17 protein-coding genes are annotated in these 20,078 nt (G+C 73.6%); 15 read left to right on the forward strand and 2 right to left on the reverse strand.

What is annotated here, in order from left to right; translation table 11 throughout:
- Nucleotides 1–3 precede the first annotated feature (3 nt).
- The 4 genes from rpoZ (at nt 4) to K7396_RS29970 (ending at nt 5,355) form a co-directional block, all read left to right on the forward strand.
- Nucleotides 4–276: a DNA-directed RNA polymerase subunit omega gene (gene rpoZ / locus K7396_RS29955; RefSeq protein ID WP_005319902.1), complete on the forward strand. Its 273-nt coding sequence runs from the start codon at nt 4–6 to the stop codon at nt 274–276.
- A gap of 129 nt (nt 277–405) precedes the next feature.
- A complete protein-coding gene (gene coaBC / locus K7396_RS29960; RefSeq protein ID WP_107421166.1) occupies nt 406–1,641 on the forward strand; it encodes a bifunctional phosphopantothenoylcysteine decarboxylase/phosphopantothenate--cysteine ligase CoaBC in 1,236 nt (411 codons plus the stop codon).
- A 253-nt stretch (nt 1,642–1,894) separates the two neighbouring features.
- Complete coding sequence (metK, locus tag K7396_RS29965) at nt 1,895–3,103, forward strand: methionine adenosyltransferase (protein WP_086717153.1); 1,209 nt, start codon at nt 1,895–1,897, stop codon at nt 3,101–3,103.
- A 113-nt stretch (nt 3,104–3,216) separates the two neighbouring features.
- Nucleotides 3,217–5,355: a primosomal protein N' gene (locus K7396_RS29970; protein ID WP_086717154.1), complete on the forward strand. Its 2,139-nt coding sequence runs from the start codon at nt 3,217–3,219 to the stop codon at nt 5,353–5,355.
- Nucleotides 5,356–5,599: 244 nt separating this feature from the next.
- On the opposite strand, the gene K7396_RS29975 is transcribed toward K7396_RS29970, so the two are convergent.
- Complete coding sequence (locus tag K7396_RS29975; RefSeq protein ID WP_152105213.1) at nt 5,600–6,157, reverse strand: hypothetical protein; 558 nt, start codon at nt 6,155–6,157, stop codon at nt 5,600–5,602.
- A gap of 250 nt (nt 6,158–6,407) precedes the next feature.
- Here K7396_RS29975 and fmt point away from each other — a divergent pair, with 250 nt between their 5' ends.
- The 11 genes from fmt to K7396_RS30030 all read left to right on the forward strand — a co-directional run bounded on the left by fmt (nt 6,408) and on the right by K7396_RS30030 (nt 18,976).
- The gene (fmt, locus tag K7396_RS29980) at nt 6,408–7,346 is read left to right on the forward strand and encodes a methionyl-tRNA formyltransferase (RefSeq protein WP_086719945.1); all 939 of its coding nucleotides are present in this window, start codon (nt 6,408–6,410) and stop codon (nt 7,344–7,346) included.
- 138 nt (nt 7,347–7,484) lie between these two features.
- Entirely contained in the window at nt 7,485–8,921 is a 1,437-nt protein-coding gene (locus K7396_RS29985; protein WP_086719947.1) for an RsmB/NOP family class I SAM-dependent RNA methyltransferase, read from the forward strand.
- A 281-nt stretch (nt 8,922–9,202) separates the two neighbouring features.
- The gene (gene rpe, locus K7396_RS29990; RefSeq protein ID WP_086719799.1) at nt 9,203–9,886 is read left to right on the forward strand and encodes a ribulose-phosphate 3-epimerase; all 684 of its coding nucleotides are present in this window, start codon (nt 9,203–9,205) and stop codon (nt 9,884–9,886) included.
- A 220-nt stretch (nt 9,887–10,106) separates the two neighbouring features.
- Nucleotides 10,107–11,123 carry a sugar-binding transcriptional regulator gene (locus K7396_RS29995; RefSeq protein WP_086719800.1) on the forward strand — a complete coding sequence of 339 codons (1,017 nt, stop codon included), beginning with the start codon at nt 10,107–10,109 and terminating at the stop codon, nt 11,121–11,123.
- 118 nt (nt 11,124–11,241) lie between these two features.
- Entirely contained in the window at nt 11,242–11,709 is a 468-nt protein-coding gene (locus tag K7396_RS30000) for a ribonuclease domain-containing protein (protein WP_086719801.1), read from the forward strand.
- On the forward strand, nt 11,706–12,149 hold the full coding sequence (locus K7396_RS30005; RefSeq protein WP_086719802.1) for a barstar family protein: 444 nt from the start codon (nt 11,706–11,708) through the stop codon (nt 12,147–12,149). The genes K7396_RS30000 and K7396_RS30005 overlap by 4 nt, the downstream gene beginning before the upstream one ends.
- 191 nt (nt 12,150–12,340) lie before the next feature.
- Nucleotides 12,341–13,804, forward strand: coding sequence for a GuaB1 family IMP dehydrogenase-related protein (locus K7396_RS30010; RefSeq protein ID WP_086719803.1), 1,464 nt, complete (start codon nt 12,341–12,343; stop codon nt 13,802–13,804).
- Between the two features lie 380 nt (nt 13,805–14,184).
- On the forward strand, nt 14,185–15,657 hold the full coding sequence (locus K7396_RS30015) for an amino acid permease (RefSeq protein WP_086719804.1): 1,473 nt from the start codon (nt 14,185–14,187) through the stop codon (nt 15,655–15,657).
- 10 nt (nt 15,658–15,667) lie between these two features.
- The gene (locus K7396_RS30020; protein ID WP_086719805.1) at nt 15,668–16,123 is read left to right on the forward strand and encodes an Lrp/AsnC family transcriptional regulator; all 456 of its coding nucleotides are present in this window, start codon (nt 15,668–15,670) and stop codon (nt 16,121–16,123) included.
- A 248-nt stretch (nt 16,124–16,371) separates the two neighbouring features.
- Complete coding sequence (locus K7396_RS30025; RefSeq protein WP_152105212.1) at nt 16,372–17,187, forward strand: carbon-nitrogen hydrolase family protein; 816 nt, start codon at nt 16,372–16,374, stop codon at nt 17,185–17,187.
- 88 nt (nt 17,188–17,275) lie between these two features.
- Nucleotides 17,276–18,976, forward strand: coding sequence for a flavin monoamine oxidase family protein (locus K7396_RS30030; protein ID WP_152105211.1), 1,701 nt, complete (start codon nt 17,276–17,278; stop codon nt 18,974–18,976).
- Nucleotides 18,977–19,162: 186 nt separating this feature from the next.
- Here the strand turns inward: K7396_RS30030 and K7396_RS30035 are convergent, their stop codons facing one another.
- Nucleotides 19,163–19,939, reverse strand: coding sequence for a DUF5995 family protein (locus K7396_RS30035; protein ID WP_223660237.1), 777 nt, complete (start codon nt 19,937–19,939; stop codon nt 19,163–19,165).
- Nucleotides 19,940–20,078 lie beyond the last annotated feature (139 nt).

Below are 20,078 nucleotides of genomic sequence, written 5' to 3' on the forward strand. Positions count from 1 at the left end.
AGAGTGTCCTCTTCCATCACCGCACCCGAGGGCATCATCAACCCGCCCATTGATGAGCTTCTCGAGGCCACCGACTCGAAGTACAGCCTGGTGATCTACGCCGCCAAGCGCGCGCGCCAGATCAACGCCTACTACTCGCAGCTCGGCGAGGGCCTGCTCGAGTACGTCGGCCCGCTCGTGGACACCCACGTCCACGAGAAGCCCCTGTCGATCGCGCTGCGCGAGATCAACGCGGGCCTGCTGACCTCCGAGGCCATCGAGGGCCCGGCGCAGTAAGCAGCGGCACCTTTTTCACCCGGGGCCCGGCGGAGCTCCCCCAGCCAACGCTGGGAGGGGCCCCCAGCCGGGCCCTTGGTGTGTCATAGGGGCATACGTAGGGAACTAGGCCCGGGGAGCGGCGAAGCGATGGACAGGCGTGAGCGGGAGCGGCCCAGGGTCGTCCTGGGGGTGAGCGGCGGGATCGCCGCCTACAAGGCGTGTGAACTGCTGCGACGGCTGACCGAGTCCGGTCATGACGTACGGGTCGTGCCGACCGCCTCGGCGCTGCACTTCGTCGGCGAGGCGACCTGGTCGGCGCTGTCCGGCAACCCGGCCGGCACCGAGGTCTGGGAGTCCGTCCACGAGGTCCCGCACGTCCGGATCGGCCAGGGCGCCGACCTCGTCGTGGTCGCCCCCGCCACCGCCGACCTGCTGGCCAAGGCCGCCCACGGCCTCGCCGACGACCTGCTGACCAACACCCTGCTCACCGCGCGCTGCCCGGTGGTCTTCGCCCCGGCGATGCACACCGAGATGTGGGAGCACCCCGCCACCCAGGAGAACGTCGCCACGCTGCGCCGCCGCGGCGCCCTCGTCATCGACCCGGCGGTCGGCCGGCTGACCGGCTCCGACACCGGCAAGGGCCGCTTTCCCGACCCGGCCGAGATCTTCGCGTTCTGCCGCCGGGTGCTGGCCCGCGGCGCCCGGGCGGCGGAGCAGGACCTCGCCGGCCGCCATGTCGTGGTCAGCGCGGGCGGCACCCGTGAGCCGCTGGACCCCGTCCGCTACCTGGGCAACCGCTCCTCCGGCAAGCAGGGCTACGCGCTCGCCCGTACGGCCGCGGCCCGCGGTGCCCGGGTCACGCTGGTCGCCGGCAACACCGAGCTGCCCGATCCGGCAGGGGTGGACGTGCTGCACATCGGCACCGCCCGGCAGCTCCACGAGGCGGTCCTGAAGGCCGCCGCGGACGCCGACGCGGTGGTCATGGCCGCCGCCGTCGCCGATTTCCGGCCCGCCGTCTACACCACCGGCAAGATCAAGAAGGTCGAGGGCCGGGAACCGGAACCGGTCGCTCTGGTGAGGAATCCGGACATTCTCGCGGAGCTCTCCGCCGAGCGGGCCCGCTCCGGCCAGCTCGTGGTCGGCTTCGCCGCGGAGACCGACGACGTGCTCGCCAACGGGCGCGCCAAGCTCGCCCGCAAGGGGTGTGACCTGCTGGTCGTCAACGAGGTGGGGGAGCACAAGGCCTTCGGTTCGGCGGAGAACGAGGCGGTGATCCTGGCGGACGACGGAACCGAGACCCCGGTCCCGTACGGCCCCAAGGAGGACCTGGCCGACACCCTCTGGGACCTTGTCGCCCCGCGTCTGGCCGAGACTCGCCCCTGATCTGTCCACAGGGGGCCCGTGCTCACTCCAGCAGCCCCCTAAAATCCGCCATGTCCCCTTGACCCGGCCCATGCTCAAGGTGATCGTCCTACTGAGAGCCGTGGTGTCCCAGGTCACGGGGGGTCCATAAATCGAGACCGCGTGCCCGAACACCGCACACGACCGATAAACTGGCGAGCGGATCGGGCCGAGCGCAGCTCTCGGCCCCTCCGCCAATGATCAGCCAGCAGCCGCTGCAACCCCAGGGAGCGATGTGTCCCGCCGCCTCTTCACCTCGGAGTCCGTCACCGAGGGCCACCCCGACAAGATCGCTGACCAGATCAGCGACACCATTCTCGACGCGCTCCTCAAGGAGGACCCGACCTCCCGGGTCGCCGTGGAGACGTTGATCACCACCGGCCTGGTGCATGTGGCCGGCGAGGTGACGACGAAGGCGTACGCCGACATCCCCAACCTCGTCCGCAACAAGATCCTGGACATCGGGTACGACTCGTCCAAGAAGGGCTTCGACGGCGCCTCCTGCGGCGTCTCGGTGTCCATCGGCGCGCAGTCCCCGGACATCGCCCAGGGTGTCGACACCGCGTACGAGAACCGTGTCGAGGGCGACGACGACGAGCTGGACCGGCAGGGCGCGGGCGACCAGGGCCTGATGTTCGGCTACGCCTGCGACGAGACCCCGGAGCTGATGCCGCTCCCGATCAACCTCGCGCACCGCCTGTCCAAGCGCCTGTCCGAGGTCCGCAAGAACGGCACCATCCCCTACCTCCGCCCCGACGGCAAGACCCAGGTCACCATCGAGTACGACGGTCACAAGGCCGTCCGCCTCGACACTGTCGTGGTCTCCTCGCAGCACGCCAGCGACATCGACCTCGACTCGCTGCTCGCGCCCGACATCCGCGAGTTCGTCGTCGAGCACGTCCTGAACCAGCTCGTCGAGGACGGCATCAAGCTGGACACCGACGGCTACCGGCTGCTGGTCAACCCGACCGGCCGCTTCGAGATCGGCGGCCCGATGGGCGACGCCGGCCTCACCGGCCGCAAGATCATCATCGACACCTACGGCGGCATGGCCCGCCACGGCGGCGGCGCCTTCTCCGGCAAGGACCCGTCCAAGGTCGACCGCTCGGCCGCCTACGCGATGCGCTGGGTCGCCAAGAACGTCGTCGCCGCCGGCCTCGCGGCCCGCTGCGAGGTCCAGGTCGCCTACGCCATCGGCAAGGCCGAGCCGGTCGGTCTCTTCGTCGAGACCTTCGGCACCGCGACCGTCGACACCGACAAGATCGAGCAGGCCATCGGCGAGGTCTTCGACCTCCGCCCGGCCGCCATCATCCGCGACCTCGATCTGCTCCGCCCGATCTACTCCCAGACCGCCGCCTACGGCCACTTCGGCCGTGAGCTGGAGGACTTCACCTGGGAGCGCACGGACCGCGTGGAGGCGCTGAAGAAGGCCGCGGGGCTCTGAGTCCCACCGGACGCCCGTGACATGACCACGGCCCCGGACCGCTCGGCGGTCCGGGGCCGTGGGCTGTCCACAGGCACCCCGCGCTGTCCGTGCCATCTGCTAAGACTGATGCTGTGAGCAGGGAGAACGGGCGACCGGAGGCGGGGGCGTCGGGTGCGGGCGAGCAGTTGGCCCTCATCCGGGAGGCCGTGCGGGAGACCAGGACGGAACGGGCGAAGCCGCGGACGTGGCGGGGCGCCGAGCCGGCCGCCGAGCTGCCGGTGGCCCGGGTGCTGGTCGACAAGGGGCTGGTGCACCTCGACCGGTACTTCGACTACGCGGTGCCCGCGGCGATGGACGCCGAGGCGCAGCCCGGGGTGCGGGTGCGGGTGCGGTTCGGGGCGGGGGAGAAGGGCGGCCGCCGTGAGGGCGGCAAGCTGGTCAGCGGGTTCATCGTGGAGCGGGTCGCGGAGAGCGACTACCGCGGGGTGCTCGCCCCCGTCGCGCAGGTGCTGTCGTCCGAGCGGGTGCTGACGCCCGAGCTGCTGGCCCTGTGCCGGGCGGTGGCGGACCGCTATGCCGGGACGCTCGCCGATGTGGTGCAACTGGCCGTGCCGCCGCGCCGGGCACGGGCGGAGGCCAAGCCGTCCCCCGCGCCGCTGCCGCCCAACGCGCCGCCGGAGCCCGGAAGCTGGGAGCGCTACGGAGCCGGCCCCGGGTTCCTGGCGGCGCTGACCCGCGGGGACGCGCCGCGGGCGGTGTGGACGGCGCTGCCCGGGCCGACCTGGCCGCAGGAGCTGGCGCGGGCGGCGGCCGCGACGCTGGCTGGCGGGCGCGGCGCGCTGGTGGTGGTGCCGGACGGGCGCGCCGCGGCGCGGGTGGACGCGGCGCTCGGCGAGCTGATCGGGGAGGGCCGGCATGTGCTGCTGACCGCCGACGCCGGGCCCGAGGAGCGCTACCGCCGCTGGCTGGCGGTCAGCCGGGGTGCGGTGCGCGCCGTGGTCGGGACCCGCGCCGCGATGTTCGCGCCGGTCGCCGACCTGGGCCTGGTCGCCCTGTGGGACGACGGCGACGCCAGCCACAGCGACCCGCACGCACCCCAGCCGCACGCCCGTGAGGTCCTCGTCCAGCGATCGGTCAATGAGCGCGCCGGCTGCCTGCTGGGCGGGCTGAGCTGCACGGTCGAGGCGGCCCAGCTGGTCGAGACGGGCTGGGCGCGCCCGCTGACCGCCGAGCGTGCCACGGTGCGGGCCGCGGCGCCCCTGGTGCGTACGGTCGGCGACGGCGACGAGGCGCGGGACGCCGCCGCGCGCGCCGCCCGGCTGCCGACGATGGCCTGGCAGGTGGTGCGCGAGGGACTCCGGAGCGGACCGGTGCTCGTCCAGGTCCCGCGCCGCGGCTATGCGCCCCGGCTGGCCTGCGAACGCTGCCGTACCCCCGCGCGCTGCCGGGCCTGCGCGGGCCCGCTGGAGTCGCAGGACAGGGGCGAGCTGGCCTGCGGGTGGTGCGGGCGGCCCGAGGGGGACTGGCACTGCGCCGAGTGCGGCGGTGCGCGGCTGCGGGCCCAGGTCGTGGGGGCGCGGCGGACGGCCGAGGAGCTGGGCCGGGTGTTCCCGTCGGTCCCGGTGCGCACCTCCGGGCGTGATCATGTGCTGTCCTCGGTCCCGGGCGCTCCCGCGCTCGTGGTGAGCACGCCCGGCGCGGAGCCGGTCGCCGAGGACGGCGGATACGCGGCGGCGCTGCTGCTGGACGGCTGGGCGCTGCTGGGGCGGCCGGACCTCCGGGCGGGGGAGGAGGCGCTGCGCCGCTGGCTGGGCGCCGCCGCCCTGGTCCGCGGTCAGGCGGAGGGCGGCACCGTCGCGGTGATCGCGGAGCCGACGCTGCGGCCGGTCCAGGCGCTGGTGCGCTGGGATCCGGCCGGCCATGCGGTCCGCGAGCTGGCCGAGCGAGCCGAGCTGGGGTTCCCCCCGGTGTCGCGGATGGCCTCCGTCGCCGGCCGCCCGGAGGATGTCGCCGAGCTGCTGCGGGACGCCGAACTCCCCGTGGAGGCCGAGGTGTTGGGGCCTGTCCCGCTGCCGGTGACGGACCCCTCGCGTCCGCGTCGGCCGGGCGATCCCCCGCCGGGCGAGCAGTGGGAACGCGCACTGGTCCGGGTCCGCCCCGGCCAGGGCGCCGCCCTCGCCGCGGCACTCAAAGCCGCCCGTGCGGCCCGGCTGGTCAAGCGGGAGGGCGAGGCGGTCCGGGTACGGATCGACCCGCCCGATCTGGGGTGAGGGCCCGGCGGGCGGGCCCGGGGCGGCCCCTGCGCGGGCGTCCCGACGGGGAGTTCGCCGGATCGCGGCTCGGCAGGCGCCGACGCCCGCCCGGGCCATCGCGCCGTTGCGCGGGTGGCGCCCGCTACGCGTGATGGCACAGCCCCGGACATGGCGCCGCCCCGGGACCGGGGGCGGCCGGTGGTCCCGGGGCGTCGGCGCGTGGTGGTGCGGGGGAGCGGAGGGGGTTCGGTGCCGGGGCGGTTCAGCCGTTGCGGGGGCCGGGGAAGGCGCCGGGGCGGGCGGCCGATTCGTCGCGGGAGACCGCGGAGGGCTGGGCGGGCATGGAGCGGGCGGCCGGGACGGAAGGGGAGCCGGGCAGGCCCGCGGCCACGGTCACCGTGCGGGTCGCGGCCGCATCGGCCGAACGCACCGTCGGCTCACCGCCGTTGGTCTCCGCGGAGTTCTGGGCGGCGGCCCTGCGGGCTCCGTAACGGCGGTGCACCGCCTGCTTGGTGACGCCGAGCGCCGAGCCCACCGCGTCCCAGGAGAACCCCAGCGACCGGTCGAAGTCGACCGCGGCCGTGACGAGCGTTTCGACGCTGTCCCGCAGTTCCTGTGCGAGGCGCACCGTCGGGGCGGGGGCGCGTCCGTAGACGACGAAGCCCGCGGAGGGGCCGGTGCGCCGCGGCCGGTAGACGTTGCCGAGCTGAGCGGTCAGCGTGCGCAATGCGTCCACCTGCCGGCGCACCCGTTCGATGTCCCGCACCAGGAGATGCAGGCTGGCGCGCGCCTGGGCGTCGTGGGTTGCGTGGTCGGCCATGAGCAAGCCTCTCGAACCGGCGTGGAAAAGGAAGAGTGAAAGCGGGCGGGCCGAAACAGCGGCCCGGTCCGGGTCAATGCTGTTTGACCAACGCGACAGCAGCGGCTCTGGTCACGGTATGGGGGCGTGCGGGCTCCCGTACGAGGCGCGGGAAATCGTGTACGCCCCCTGGATCCACGGCCCACGGCCTGTGACGGGACCCATAGACTGGTGTGTCGTTCCGCTGCGTGTGAGAGGTAGTTCGCCACCCATGAGGCTTGTCTTCGCCGGCACCCCCGAGGTCGCCGTACCCGCCCTCGATGCCCTGATCGCCTCGGACCGGCACGAGGTCGTGGCCGTCGTCACCCGGCCCGACGCGCCCGCGGGGCGCGGCCGGAGGCTGGTCGCCAGCCCCGTCGCGGAGCGCGCGGAGGAGGCGGGCATCGAGGTGCTCAAGCCCGTCAAGCCGCGCGACGAGGACTTCCTGGCCCGGCTGCGGGAGATCGCGCCGGACTGCTGCCCGGTGGTCGCCTACGGAGCGCTGCTGCCGAAGGCCGCGCTCGACATCCCCGCCAAGGGGTGGGTCAACCTGCACTTCTCGCTGCTGCCCGCGTGGCGGGGCGCGGCGCCCGTGCAGCACGCGGTGCTGGCGGGCGACGAGGTGACCGGTGCCTCGACGTTCCAGATCGAGACCGGACTGGACTCCGGCCCGGTCTTCGGGGTGCTGACCGAGCAGGTCCGGCCGACGGACACCAGCGGCGATCTGCTCACCCGGCTGGCGTTCGCCGGCTCCGGGCTGCTCGTGGCGACGATGGACGGCATCGAGGACGGCACGCTGGAGGCGGTGCCGCAGCCGGCCGAGGGCATCACGCTCGCGCCGAAGATCGAGGTCGAGGACGCCAAGGTGGACTGGGCGGCGCCCGCGCTGCGGGTCGACCGGGTGATCCGCGGCTGCGCGCCCGCGCCCGGGGCCTGGACGGTGTTCCGCGGCGAGCGCCTCAAGCTGATGGCGGCCGTGCTCGCCGCCGGGCACACCGAGCCCGCCCTCGCGCCCGGCGAACTCGCCGTCACGAAGAAGGCCGTGTACGCCGGCACCGGCAGCCATCCCGTCGAGCTCGTCTGGGTCCAGCCGCAGGGCAAGAAGCCGATGAAGGCGGCGGACTGGGCGCGCGGGGTGCGCATCGAGGGCGGGGAGCGGCTGGGGGACTGACCCCGGCGTCCGCCGGCGGGACGCGGCAGCCGCCGTCCTCGGCGGCCCCGGTCCCGGCCCGGCCTCCCCGCGTCCTCCGGTCGAGGGTCCGCGTAGGCTGGGACGGACCTCTCATCTCGTATCCGGAGCACCTTTTCTGTGAGCCAGCAGCCGCGTCGCCGTCCCAGCAAGCCCTACCGCCGCCCGCAGAAGGACCCGGTCAGGATCCTGGCGTTCGAGGCGTTGCGGGCCGTCGACGAGCGGGACGCCTACGCGAACCTCGTGCTGCCGCCGCTGCTGCGCAAGGCGCGCGAGGGCGGCGACTTCGACGCCCGTGACGCGGCGCTGGCGACCGAGCTGGTCTACGGCTCGCTGCGGTGGCAGGGCACCTACGACGCGATCATCGCGCGGTGCGTGGACCGGCCGCTGCGGGAGGTGGACCCGCCGGTTCTGGACGTGCTGACCCTCGGCGCGCACCAGTTGCTCGGCACCCGCATCCCCCCGCACGCGGCGGTGAGCGCCAGCGTCGAGCTGGCGCGGGTGGTGCTGGGCGACGGGCGGGCGAAGTTCGTCAACGCGGTGCTGCGCAAGATCACCGCGCATGACCTGGACGGCTGGCTGGAGCGGGTCGCCCCCGAGTACGACGAGGATCCCGAGGACCACCTCGGCATCGTGCACGCCCACCCCCGCTGGATCGTCTCGGCGCTGTGGGACGCGCTCGGCGGGGGCCGGGCCGGCATCGAGGACCTGCTGGAGGCGGACAACGAACGCCCCGAGGTGACCCTGGTGGCCCGGCCCGGCCGGAGCACCGCCGAGGAACTGGTGGCCGCGGCCGGCGGCGAGGAGAGCACGCTCCCCGGGCGCTGGTCGCCGTTCGCGGTGCGGCTCGTGGAGGGCGGTGAGCCGGGCGCCCTGGACCCGGTCCGCGAAGGGCGCGCCGGGGTGCAGGACGAGGGCAGTCAGCTCGTCGCCCTCGCGCTGGCGAACGCGCCCGTCGAGGGCACCGACCGCGCCTGGCTCGACGGCTGCGCGGGCCCCGGCGGCAAGGCGGCGCTGCTGGCGGCGCTCGCGGCCGAGCGCGGTGCCGCCCTGCTGGCGTCGGAGAAGCAGCCGCACCGCGCACGCCTGGTGGCGCGGGCGCTCGACGGCAACCCGGGCCCGTACGCGGTCATCGCCGCCGACGGCACCCGCCCGGCCTGGCGGCCCGGCTCCTTCGACCGGGTGCTGGTGGACGTGCCCTGCACCGGCCTCGGCGCGCTGCGCCGCCGCCCCGAGGCGCGCTGGCGCCGCCGCCCCGAGGACCTGGACGGCTTCGCCCCGCTCCAGCGCGAACTCCTGCGCCAGGCCCTCGCGGCCGTACGCGTCGGTGGCGTCGTCGGCTATGCGACCTGCTCCCCGCACCCGGCCGAGACCCGGGCGGTGGTGGACGACGTCCTCAAGGCCCGCGGCGGCGAGCCGGTCCAGGTGGAGTGGGTGGACGCCCGCCCCCTGATGCCCGGCGTCCCCGCCCTCGGCGACGGCCCCGACGTCCAGCTCTGGCCCCACCTGCACGGCACCGACGCGATGTACCTGGCCCTGCTGCGGCGGACGGGCTGAGGGAGAGCCGCCGTCCGCCGCGGGCCGGGGCCGGCCACGCGATCGGCCCGCCGCGCCACCTGAACACGGCCCGGCTGGCCGGGAGTTGACATCCGGTCCGGGTTCGGGGCCTCGGCCGGCCGTGCGCAGGGTGCCGGACGAGGCCCCGGCCGGCGGGCGGCCACGCGGGCCCGGCCCGCAGCCCGCCGGCTCCTCCCTCGGCCCCGCCTCCACGCCTCCCGTACCGATTCCGCTCCCGTCCCCCCTCCGCCCGTCCCCGCCGCTCGCGCCATACTGGGGGCATGGCCTTGATCAATCCCAGCATCCTGTCCGCAGACTTCGCCCGCCTCGCCGAGGAGGCACGCGCCGTCGAGGGCGCCGACTGGCTGCACGTCGACGTCATGGACAACCACTTCGTCCCGAACCTCACCCTCGGTGTGCCGGTGGTCGAGTCGCTGAGCAAGGCGACGGACACCCCGCTCGACCTGCATCTGATGATCGAGGACCCGGACCGCTGGGCGCCGCAGTACATCGAGGCGGGGGCCGGGTCGGTGACCTTTCACGTGGAGGCGGCGGCCGCGCCGGTGCGGCTGGCGCGGGAGATCCGGGCCAAGGGCGCACGGGCGTCGATGGCGCTGAAGCCGGCCACGCCGATCGAGCCGTACGAGGACCTGCTCCCCGAACTCGACATGCTGCTGATCATGACCGTGGAGCCCGGCTTCGGCGGCCAGGCGTTCCTGGACATCATGCTGCCGAAGATCCGTCGCACCCGTGAACTGATCTCCCGGCACGGCCTGCAGCTGGCGCTGCAGGTGGACGGCGGGGTCTCGGCGGCCACCATCGAGCGGTGCGCGGAGGCGGGCGCCGACGTGTTCGTGGCGGGCTCCGCGGTGTACGGCGCGGATGACCCGGCCAAGGCCGTCCGTGACCTGCGGGAGAAGGCCGAGGCGGCGACCGCGGCGGCGGGCTGGGGCTGCGCGCACTGAGCGCGGACGGCGGGAACCGGCGGCCCGATGGATTCACGCCAGGGAAATCCGGGTGTGACGCAGGCCGCGCCGCCCGTTGTGCGGGGCGCCACCGAGCGTTCACGAGGGTCGGGGCGGTCGTGGTCCCCGTTGCCGCCGGGTTTCTGAAAGGATGAGCAAAGACTCGATCACATGCGCAAAAGGGGAGAATTTCGTGGTAGCCAGCCGCCCACAGTCCGGAATGGGCCCTGCCGAGCTGGTGCAGGCCGCGGCCATGGCCCGCCGTTTCTATCTTGAGGGCAAGTCGAAGATCCAGATCGCGGAGGAATTCGGCGTCAGCCGGTTCAAGGTCGCGCGCGTGCTGGAGACCGCCCTGGAACGTGATCTTGTGCGGATCGAGATCCGGGTGCCCTCCGAGCTGGACGCCGAACGCTCCGACGCCCTGCGGGCCCGCTACGGCCTGCGGCACGCGGTGGTCGTCGAGTCGCCCGCGGACGCTCCCCCCGCCTTCGGCGGCCAGACCCCGCCCGAGGACGCCGCCGATCCGGAGAACCTCGGCGAGGTCGCGGCCGATCTGCTCGGCGAACTGGTCACCGAGGGCGATGTGCTCGGACTGGCCTGGGGCCGGTCGACGATTCACATGGCGGCCGCGCTGCACCGCCTCCCGCCGTGCACCGTCGTGCAGTTGACCGGGGTGTACGACGCGGGCACCGCCGACCGCGGCTCGGTCGAGGCGGTGCGCCGTGCGGCCGACGTCTCCGGCGGCGAGGCGCACCCGATCTACGCGCCGATGCTGCTGCCGGACTCGGCGACCGCCGAGGCGCTGCGCCGCCAGACCGGCATCGCCCGCGCGTTCGACTACTTCGACAAGGTCACCGTCGCCTGCGTCTCCATCGGCTCCTGGGAGCCCGGCGTCTCGACGGTCTACGACATGCTGTCGGAGCAGGAGCGGGAGCACTACGCCTCGCTGGGCGCGGCCGCCGAGATGTCGGCGCACCTCTTCGACACCCAGGGCCGCCGGATCGGCCGGGACCTCGGCGAGCGCTGCATCACCGTCGAGGCGGACCGGCTCCGCCGGATCCCCGAGGTCGTCGCCATCGCCGGCGGCCGGCGCAAGGCCGACGCGATCGGCGCCGTGCTGCGCTCCGGGCTGGTGACGAGCCTGGTCACCGACACCGCCGCGGCCGACCACCTGCTGCTGGAGACCGGCCCGGGTCCGCGCCCCGCACTGGACCGGGCGGACCCTGACGGGGCGTGACCCCCGCCGGCCGCGACCCCGCGCGGCCGCCGCGCGCACCCGCCGAGCCGCCTCGTCCCGGCCACCCCTGGCGCGGTACCGACGAGCAGCCCGCGCGGCCCTGTGACAGCATCGGCGCATGGTGATCCGCTCCGCCCCGCGCCGTGCTGCCGCCGTCCTCGGCGCGCTGCTCGCCGGGCTGCTCCTCGTGCTGGCCGGGTGTGCCACAGGCGGTGGCGCGGGCGGGAGTTCGTCCGCCGCGCCGCGGTCCGGTGCCACGGCCGTCGCCGGTGCCCCGAGCCGCTCCGGCGTGCCGGACTGGGCGCGCGGCATGCCGGCCGTCCCGGCCGGCGCGCTGCCCCCGCAGGCGCGGCACACCCTCCGGCTGATCGACGCCGGCGGTCCCTTCCCGTACCCGCAGGACGGGACCGTCTTCGCCAACCGTGAGCGGCTGCTGCCCCGTCAGCCGCGTGGTCACTACCACGAGTACACGGTGCCCACGCCCGGTTCGCCGGACCGCGGGGCCCGCCGGCTCGTCACCGGCCGGAGCCATGAGACGTACTACACCGACGACCACTACCGGACCTTCAAGGCGGTGCTCCGATGACGGGTTCAGTGCCCCGGCCGCTCGCGGCGGTGCTCGACGGCAGTACGCCCGCGGGGGTGCTGCCCTGGCCCGCGGAACGCTCGGTGGCCCAGGCGCTGGCCGCCGCGCGGGACGCCGGCTGGACCGGCGCGTCCCTGGATCTGGAGGGGGTCGCGGACAAGGCCGCCTTCATGGACCGGTGCGCCCGCGCCCTGCGGCTGCCGGACTGGTTCGGCCGCAACTGGGACGCGCTCGCCGACTGCCTGACCGATCTGTCCTGGTGCCCGGCCGGCCGCGGCCGGCTGCTCGTGGTGACGGGCTGGCAGGGCTACGCGGCCGCGGCGCCGGACGAGTGGAGCGTCGTCGAGGGCGTACTGGCCGACGCGGTGGGCTACTGGCGCGACACGGACACCGGCCTGGCCGTGATCATGGCCAGGGGGCGGGACCGGCAGGGCGTCTAGGGCCCGACCCGGCGGCGGTGCACCGGGCCTGACCGGCGGCGATGCGGCGCGGCCCCGTCGGGGCGGCCCGAGACCCCCGTCCCGGGACGGCCCGCCCCGCCGCCGAGGCAGGTTTGGCGGATCGCACACACGGCCGGGGGGATGGCTCGGATTATCACATGAGCCCTGGTCAGGGCCCGTATCCTGGCCGTATGCGATTCCTCAATCCGAAGAACGGCGCGCTCGAAGAGAGTTCTTCGGTGCCCTACGACCTGACCTACGACGATGTGTTCATGGTCCCCGGCCGTTCCGCCGTGGGCTCCCGCCAGGGAGTGGACCTCTCCTCCCACGACGGGACCGGTACCACCATCCCGCTCGTGGTCGCCAACATGACGGCGATCGCCGGCCGCCGGATGGCCGAGACCGTCGCCCGTCGTGGTGGCCTGGTCGTCATTCCGCAGGACATCCCGCTCGACGTCGTCACCGACGTCGTCACCTGGATCAAGCGCCGCCACCTGGTCCTGGACACCCCGATCGTGCTGTCCCCGGTCGCGACCGTCGCCGACGCCCTGGCCCTGCTGCCCAAGCGGGCGCACGGCGCGGGCATCGTCGTCGAGGGCGGCCGCCCGGTCGGCGTGGTCACCGAGCACGACCTGGCCGGTGTGGACCGCTTCACCCAGGTGGCCGAGGTCATGTCCAGGGACCTGCTGGTCCTGGACGCGGACATCGACCCGCGCGAAGCCTTCAACCGCCTCGACGCCGCCAACCGCAAGCTCGCGCCCGCGGTCGACGCGGACGGCATGCTGGTCGGCATCCTCACCCGCAAGGGCGCGCTCCGCGCCACCCTGTACACCCCCGCCACGGACGCCGACGGCAAGCTGCGGATCGCGGCCGCCGTCGGTATCAACGGCGATGTGGCCGGGCGGGCCAAGGCGCTGCTGGAGGCCGGCGTGGACACGCTCGTCGTGGACACCGCGCACGGCCACCAGGAGTCGATGATCAACGCGATCAGGGCGGTCCGCGGGCTGGACCCGCAGGTCCCGATCGTGGCCGGCAACGTCGTCGCCGCCGAGGGTGTCCGGGACCTGATCGAGGCCGGCGCGGACATCATCAAGGTCGGCGTCGGACCGGGCGCGATGTGCACCACCCGGATGATGACCGGCGTGGGCCGGCCGCAGTTCTCCGCGGTCCTGGAGTGCGCCGCCGAGGCGAAGAAGTTCGGCAAGCACGTCTGGGCCGACGGCGGGGTGCGCCACCCCCGCGACGTCGCGATGGCGCTGGCCGCCGGCGCCTCCAACGTCATGATCGGCTCCTGGTTCGCCGGCACCCTGGAGTCGCCCGGTGACCTCCAGCACACCGCCGACGGCCGGCCGTACAAGGAGAGCTTCGGCATGGCCTCCGCGCGTGCGGTGCGCAACCGGACGAGCGACGAGTCGGCCTACGACCGGGCCCGCAAGGGTCTCTTCGAGGAGGGCATCTCCACCTCGCGGATGTTCGTCGACCAGGCGCGGCCGGGCGTCGAGGACCTGATCGACACGATCATCGCGGGTGTCCGCAGCTCCTGCACCTACGCGGGCGCCGGCTCCCTGGCGGAGTTCGCCGACAAGGCCGTGGTCGGGGTGCAGAGCGCCGCCGGCTACGCCGAGGGCAAGCCGCTGCACGACAGCTGGAACTGACCCGCCACGGGGCGTGACGCCCCGCCCGGGACCGCAGCTCACCGGCCCCGCACCCCCTCGGGTGCGGGGCCGGCCGCGTTTCCGGAACCCGGGCCCCCGGTCCGTCCCACGCCGTCGGAACACGTACGATCGGACCTTGGCGCGCAACGAACGGCCGCCCACCGCGCCGGTGCGCAATGATCCTTCGCTGTTGCGCAAGGAAGCTGCATTACGGCAGGTCAGCGGCGGGCCGTAAGGTCAAGCGCTGTACGTGGAGTGACGGAGTCCGTCTGCTCGGCGGTCTCCTGCTGCGGGGTGCTCCGGCATGCCCGTGTTCCGACCGCTGCCGGTCGCCGTCCTCCGTACGCCATCCGATCGGCAGCGATGAAGGAGCCACCCCAGTGTTGGAGTACGGCGCATCCCCACCCGCAGGGGACAGCGACCCCCGACCGCCCTCCCCCGGAGGGCTCGGCACCCGGTTGATGCGGCGCAAGCCCGTCGAGCGGCTGGTCGCCGAGGGCGGCAAGGGCGAGGGGGGCACGCTCCGCCGCTCGATGGGACTGTGGCAGCTGACCATGATCAGCATCGGTGCCACGCTCGGCACCGGCATCTTCGTGGTCCTCGGTGAGGCCGTGCCGGACGCCGGTCCCGCGGTCATCATCTCCTTCGTCATCGCGGGCGTCACCGCCCTGTTCTCCGCGCTGTCCTACGCGGAGCTGGCCGGCACCATCCCGGTCTCCGGATCGTCGTACTCCTACGCGTACGCCACCCTCGGCGAGCTGGTCGCCTGGGTCTGCGGCTGGTGCCTGATCCTGGAGTACGGCGTCTCGGTCGCCGCCGTCGCCGTCGGCTGGGGCCAGTACCTCAACGAACTGCTCGACGGCACGCTCGGCATCACCATCCCGGACGCGCTGTCCCAGCCGCCCGGTGACGGTGGCGTCTTCAACCTGCCGGCCCTGCTGGTCGTGCTGCTGGCGATGGTCTTCCTGCTCGGCGGGGCCAAGGAGAGCGCCCGCGCCAACACGATCATGGTCGTCGTCAAGATCATCGCCCTGCTGCTGTTCTGTGGTGTGGCCGTGCAGGGCGTGCGCTCCGGCAACTACGCGAACTTCATGCCGATGGGCATGGCGGGCGTCAGCGCCGCCGGCGCCACCCTGTTCTTCTCGTACATCGGATTCGACGCCGCCTCCACCGCGGGCGAGGAGGCCAAGAACCCGCAGCGCGACATGCCGCGCGCGATCATGCTCTCGCTGGTGATCGTCACCGCGCTGTACTGCCTGGTCGCGGCCATCGCCGTGGGCGCGATGCCCTGGCAGAAGTTCGAGGGCTCGGAGGCCGCGCTCGCCGGGATCATGAAGAGCGTCAGCGGCCAGAGCTTCTGGGCCGTGCTGCTCGCCTTCGGCGCGGTCATCGCCATCGCCAGCGTCGTGCTGACCGTGCTCTACGGCCAGACCCGCATCCTCTTCGCGATGTCCCGGGACGGGCTGGTGCCCAAGGTGTTCGCCAAGGTGCACCCGAAGAGCGGTGCGCCCCGCGCCAACACCGTGATCGTCTCGCTGTTCTGCGGGATCCTCGCCGCCGCGGTGCCGCTCGGCCAGCTGGCCGACGCCACCAGCATCGGCACGCTGTTCGCCTTCGCACTGGTCAACATCGCCGTGATCGTGCTGCGCCGCACCCGGCCCGATATGCCGCGCAGCTTCCGCACCCCGCTCTCGCCGCTCTTCCCGGCGATCGGCTTCCTGCTGTGCCTCTACATGATGGGCAGCCTCGGCGCCGTGACCTGGGTGGTCTTCGGTGTCTGGATGGTCGTGGGCCTTGTGGTCTACTTCGGTTACGGCTTGCGCCGCTCCCGATTGGCCACCGCAGAGAAGTGATCCACCCGCAGTGCGACTGAACGATCTCGACGAACGCATCGTCCACGCCCTCGCCGAGGACGCCCGCCGCAGCTATGCCGACATCGGCCAGGAGGTCGGGCTCTCCGCGCCGGCCGTCAAGCGCCGGGTGGACCGGCTGCGGGCCGACGGCGCGATCACCGGTTTCACGGTCCGCGTCGACCCGGCCGCGCTCGGCTGGGAGACCGAGGGCTTCATCGAGATCTACTGCCGCCGCAACACCTCGCCCGAGGCGATCCACCGCGGCCTGTCGCGCTACCCGGAAGTGGCGTCCGCCTCCACCGTCACCGGTGAGGCGGACGCCGTCGTCCAGGTCTTCGCCTCCGACATGCGGCACTTCGAGCGGGTCCTGGAGCGGATCGCGGGCGAACCGTTCGTGGAGCGGACCAAGTCCGTCCTGGTGCTCTCCCCGCTGCTGCGGCGGTTCAGCTCGGGGGCGCCGGGCTAGCCAGGGGGTGCCGCGGCCCCGGTGACCATCATGGCCACGGCCGCGCCGGCCCCCCGCGAAGGGCCCCGCGGGCCGGGATCCGCACCGATCGGCAGGCCACCCCGGAACAGGGCGCAACGAATCACCGCACAGTCGTGTGAACGCGCAATGAATCGTCCATCGGCGCGCAATGGTGGCGCCTTGTCCGGGATCGTCGGCGGACCGTACCGTCAATGCGTCCACCCGCACCGTCCTCGCCGAGGGGTCCCATGACGTCGCTGCACACCGCCCTGCTCCAGAGTTCGGGCCGGCCCGGCGATGTCGCGCACAACCTGCGGGTCCTCGCCGACGCGGCCCGCGAGGCCGCGGCGACCGGCGCCGGGCTGCTGGCCTGCCCCGAGCTGTTCCTCACCGGCTACGCCATCGGCGCCGACGTCCACCGGCTCGCCGAGACCGCCGACGGCGCGAGCGCACGGGCCATCGGGAAGATCGCCGCCGAGCACGGCGTCGCGGTGCTCTACGGCTACCCCGAGCGCGCCGCGCAGGACGAGACCGACAGCACCGCCGTCTACAACTCGGCGCAGCTCATCGGCCCGGACGGCGAGCGCCTCGCGAACTACCGCAAGACCCACCTCTTCGGCTGCTTCGAGCACGAGTGGTTCACCCCGGGGGAGCGGGCCGTCGTCCAGGCCGACCTGGCCGGGCTCCGGATCGGCCTGCTGATCTGCTACGACGTGGAGTTCCCGGAGAACGTCCGGGCCCACGCGCTGGCCGGCACCGATCTGCTGCTGGTGCCCACCGCCCAGATGCACCCCTTCCAGTTCGTCGCCGAATCCGTCGTCCCGGTCCGCGCCTTCGAGAACCAGCTGTACGTCGCGTACATCAACCGGGTCGGCGCGGAGGGCGAGTTCGAGTTCGTCGGCCTCAGCTGCCTGGCCGGCCCGGACGGTGTCGTCCGCACCCGTGCCGGCCGCGCCGAACAGCTGGTGCGCGCCGAGGTCGACCCCGCCTTCCTGAAGCAGTCCCGTGCGGACAACCCCTATCTGCACGACCGCCGGCCGGAGCTGTACGGCCCGCTGACCTGAACCCGCCCCTCCCCTCCCCCCTCGATCCGCCGCAGGCCGGCCCGCGCCGGCCTGTCCGCTGTGCCCTGTCTGCAAGGAGTCCGCCCCCATGACGTCCACGGTGCCCACCGCCGCCCACCACGCGGATGCCCAGCCGCCCATCACCATGTTCGGCCCGGACTTCCCGTACGCCTACGACGACTTCCTCGCGCACCCGGCGGGCCTCGGCCAGGTCCCGGCGACCGAGCACGGCAAGGAGGTCGCGGTCATCGGCGGCGGCCTCTCCGGCATCGTCACCGCCTACGAACTGATGAAGATGGGCCTCAAGCCCGTCGTCTACGAGGCGGATCAGATAGGCGGCCGGCTGCGGACCGTCGGCTTCGACGGCACCCCGGCCGACGCCGCGGGCCTGACCGCCGAGATGGGCGCGATGCGCTTCCCGCCGTCCTCGACGGCGCTCCAGCACTACATCGACCTGGTGGACCTGAAGACCACGCCGTTCCCCAACCCGCTGGCGGCGGACACCCCCTCGACCGTCGTCGACCTCAAGGGCGAGTCGCACTACGCCCGCACCGTCGACGACCTCCCCGAGGTCTACCACCAGGTCATGGACGCCTGGAACGCCTGCCTGGAGGAGGGCGCGGACTTCTCCGACATGAACCGGGCGATCCGCGAGCGGGACGTCCCGCGCATCCGCGAGATCTGGTCCCGGCTCGTCGAGAAGCTCGACAACCAGACCTTCTACGGCTACCTCTGCGACTCGACGGCCTTCAAGTCCTTCCGTCACCGCGAGATCTTCGGCCAGGTCGGCTTCGGCACCGGCGGCTGGGACACCGACTTCCCCAACTCCATCCTGGAGATCCTCCGGGTCGTCTACACCGAGGCCGACGACCACCACCGCGGCATCGTCGGCGGCAGCCAGCAGCTGCCGCTGCGCCTGTGGGAGCGCGAGCCCGCCAAGATCGTGCACTGGGCGCCGGGCACCTCGCTGTCGTCGCTGCACGACGGGACGCCGCGGCCCGCGGTCACCCGCCTGCACCGCACCGCGGGCAACCACGTCACGGTGACCGACGCCGACGGCGACATCCGCACCTACGAGGCCGCCGTCTTCACCGCTCAGTCCTGGATGCTGCTGAGCAAGATCGACTGCGATGACGCGCTGTTCCCCATCGACCACTGGACGGCGATGGAGCGCACCCACTACATGGAGTCCAGCAAGCTCTTCGTGCCCGTCGACCGGCCGTTCTGGCTCGACAAGGACGAGGACACCGGCCGCGACACCATGTCGATGACGCTGACCGACCGGATGACCCGCGGCACCTACCTGCTCGACAACGGCCCCGACGAGCCCGCCGTCATCTGCCTCTCCTACACCTGGTGCGACGACAGCCTCAAGTGGCTGCCGCTGGACGCCAACGAGCGGATGGAGGTCATGCTGAAGTCGCTGTCGGAGATCTATCCGAAGGTCGACATCCGCAAGCACATCATCGGCAACCCGGTCACCGTCTCCTGGGAGAACGAGCCCTACTTCATGGGCGCCTTCAAGGCGAACCTGCCCGGCCACTACCGCTACCAGCGGCGCCTGTTCACCCACTTCATGCAGGACCGCCTCCCCGAGGACAAGCGGGGCCTGTTCCTCGCGGGCGACGACATCTCCTGGACCGCGGGCTGGGCCGAGGGCGCCGTGCAGACCGCGCTGAACGCGGTGTGGGGCGTGATGCACCAGTTCGGCGGCGCGACCGACCCCACGAACCCGGGCCCGGGCGACGTCTACGACGAGATCGCACCGGTCGAACTGCCCGAGGACTGACGCGCGTTCACTGTCGGCCCCGCCCCGCGCGCAGACGAAACCCGCGCCGAGGGCGGGGCGGGCCGGCGGGGACAGTGGTTGACGGGGCCCGGCCGGCCGGAGGCTAGACCCCCGCCGCCCGTGCCGCCGTGTACACCTCCGCGGCCAGGGCCGTCAGCTCCTCGGCGTCGCGGGTGTCCCGCGGGTTCAGCCGGGCAGCGGAGTCAGCAGCATCCGCCCGACCAGTCCCACCCCGGCGTCCAGCCGCTCGGTGAGTTCCTCGGCCACCTCCGGCAGCCGGCGGACGCTCCACAGTGCCCTGGCCGCCACCCAGGCGCCGTCCCTGGCCTTGTCCAGGCTCCACGACCCGATCAGATGCGTCAGCGGATCGGCGACGTCCAGTACGTCGGGGCCGGGCATCAGCTGCTCGCGGATCCGCTCCTCCAGGCTCGTCAGCAGCGCGCCGACCCGGTCGAAGTCGGCTTCCAGCGCGGCCGGTTCGCACTCCAGCGCCCGGCAGGTGTCCAGCACCGCCAGCGCCAGATCGTGGCCGATGTGGGCGTTGATCCCGGCGAGGGCGAACTGCAGCGGACGCACACCGGGGTGCCGGCGGAGCTGGAAGAGGGGCCGCCAGCAGGCGGGCGGCCGGCGGCCCCCGGCAGTGGCGTCCACCGCGTCGAAGTACCGCCGCGCGAAGCGGAGGTCCAGCTCGCCCGCGGTCGCCGGGTCCTGGAACCCGCCGTCCCCGAGGCGATGCGCGACGGCCTCGGTGACCGCCAGGTAGACCCCGTTGAAGACGGCCACCCCGTCCTCGGCGGGCAGCGCGGCGGCCAGCGCCCGCATCCGGGCCAGTACCCCGGCGACACCCGGGGCGGTGGCGGATTCCGTGCCGGTCGCGGTGTGCGGGCCGGTGGGGGGCCGGGCGGCGGGTCCCGTGGCCGGGGACGGACGGTCGGGGCGGGAAGGGCGCTGCGTGGTCGTCATCCACCCAGCGTGACACTGCGGTTACGCATGGAGAGGGGTGCGCGCGGCCGTTGACCGGAACGGGGTAACGGGCGGCGCGCCTCGTTGGCGGTGGCGCGCCGACAGCACTGCCTCCGGCGGCCGCCGTCGGCTGCCGGCC

It is taken from the genome of Streptomyces angustmyceticus, from assembly GCF_019933235.1.
Lineage (GTDB): Bacteria > Actinomycetota > Actinomycetes > Streptomycetales > Streptomycetaceae > Streptomyces > Streptomyces angustmyceticus.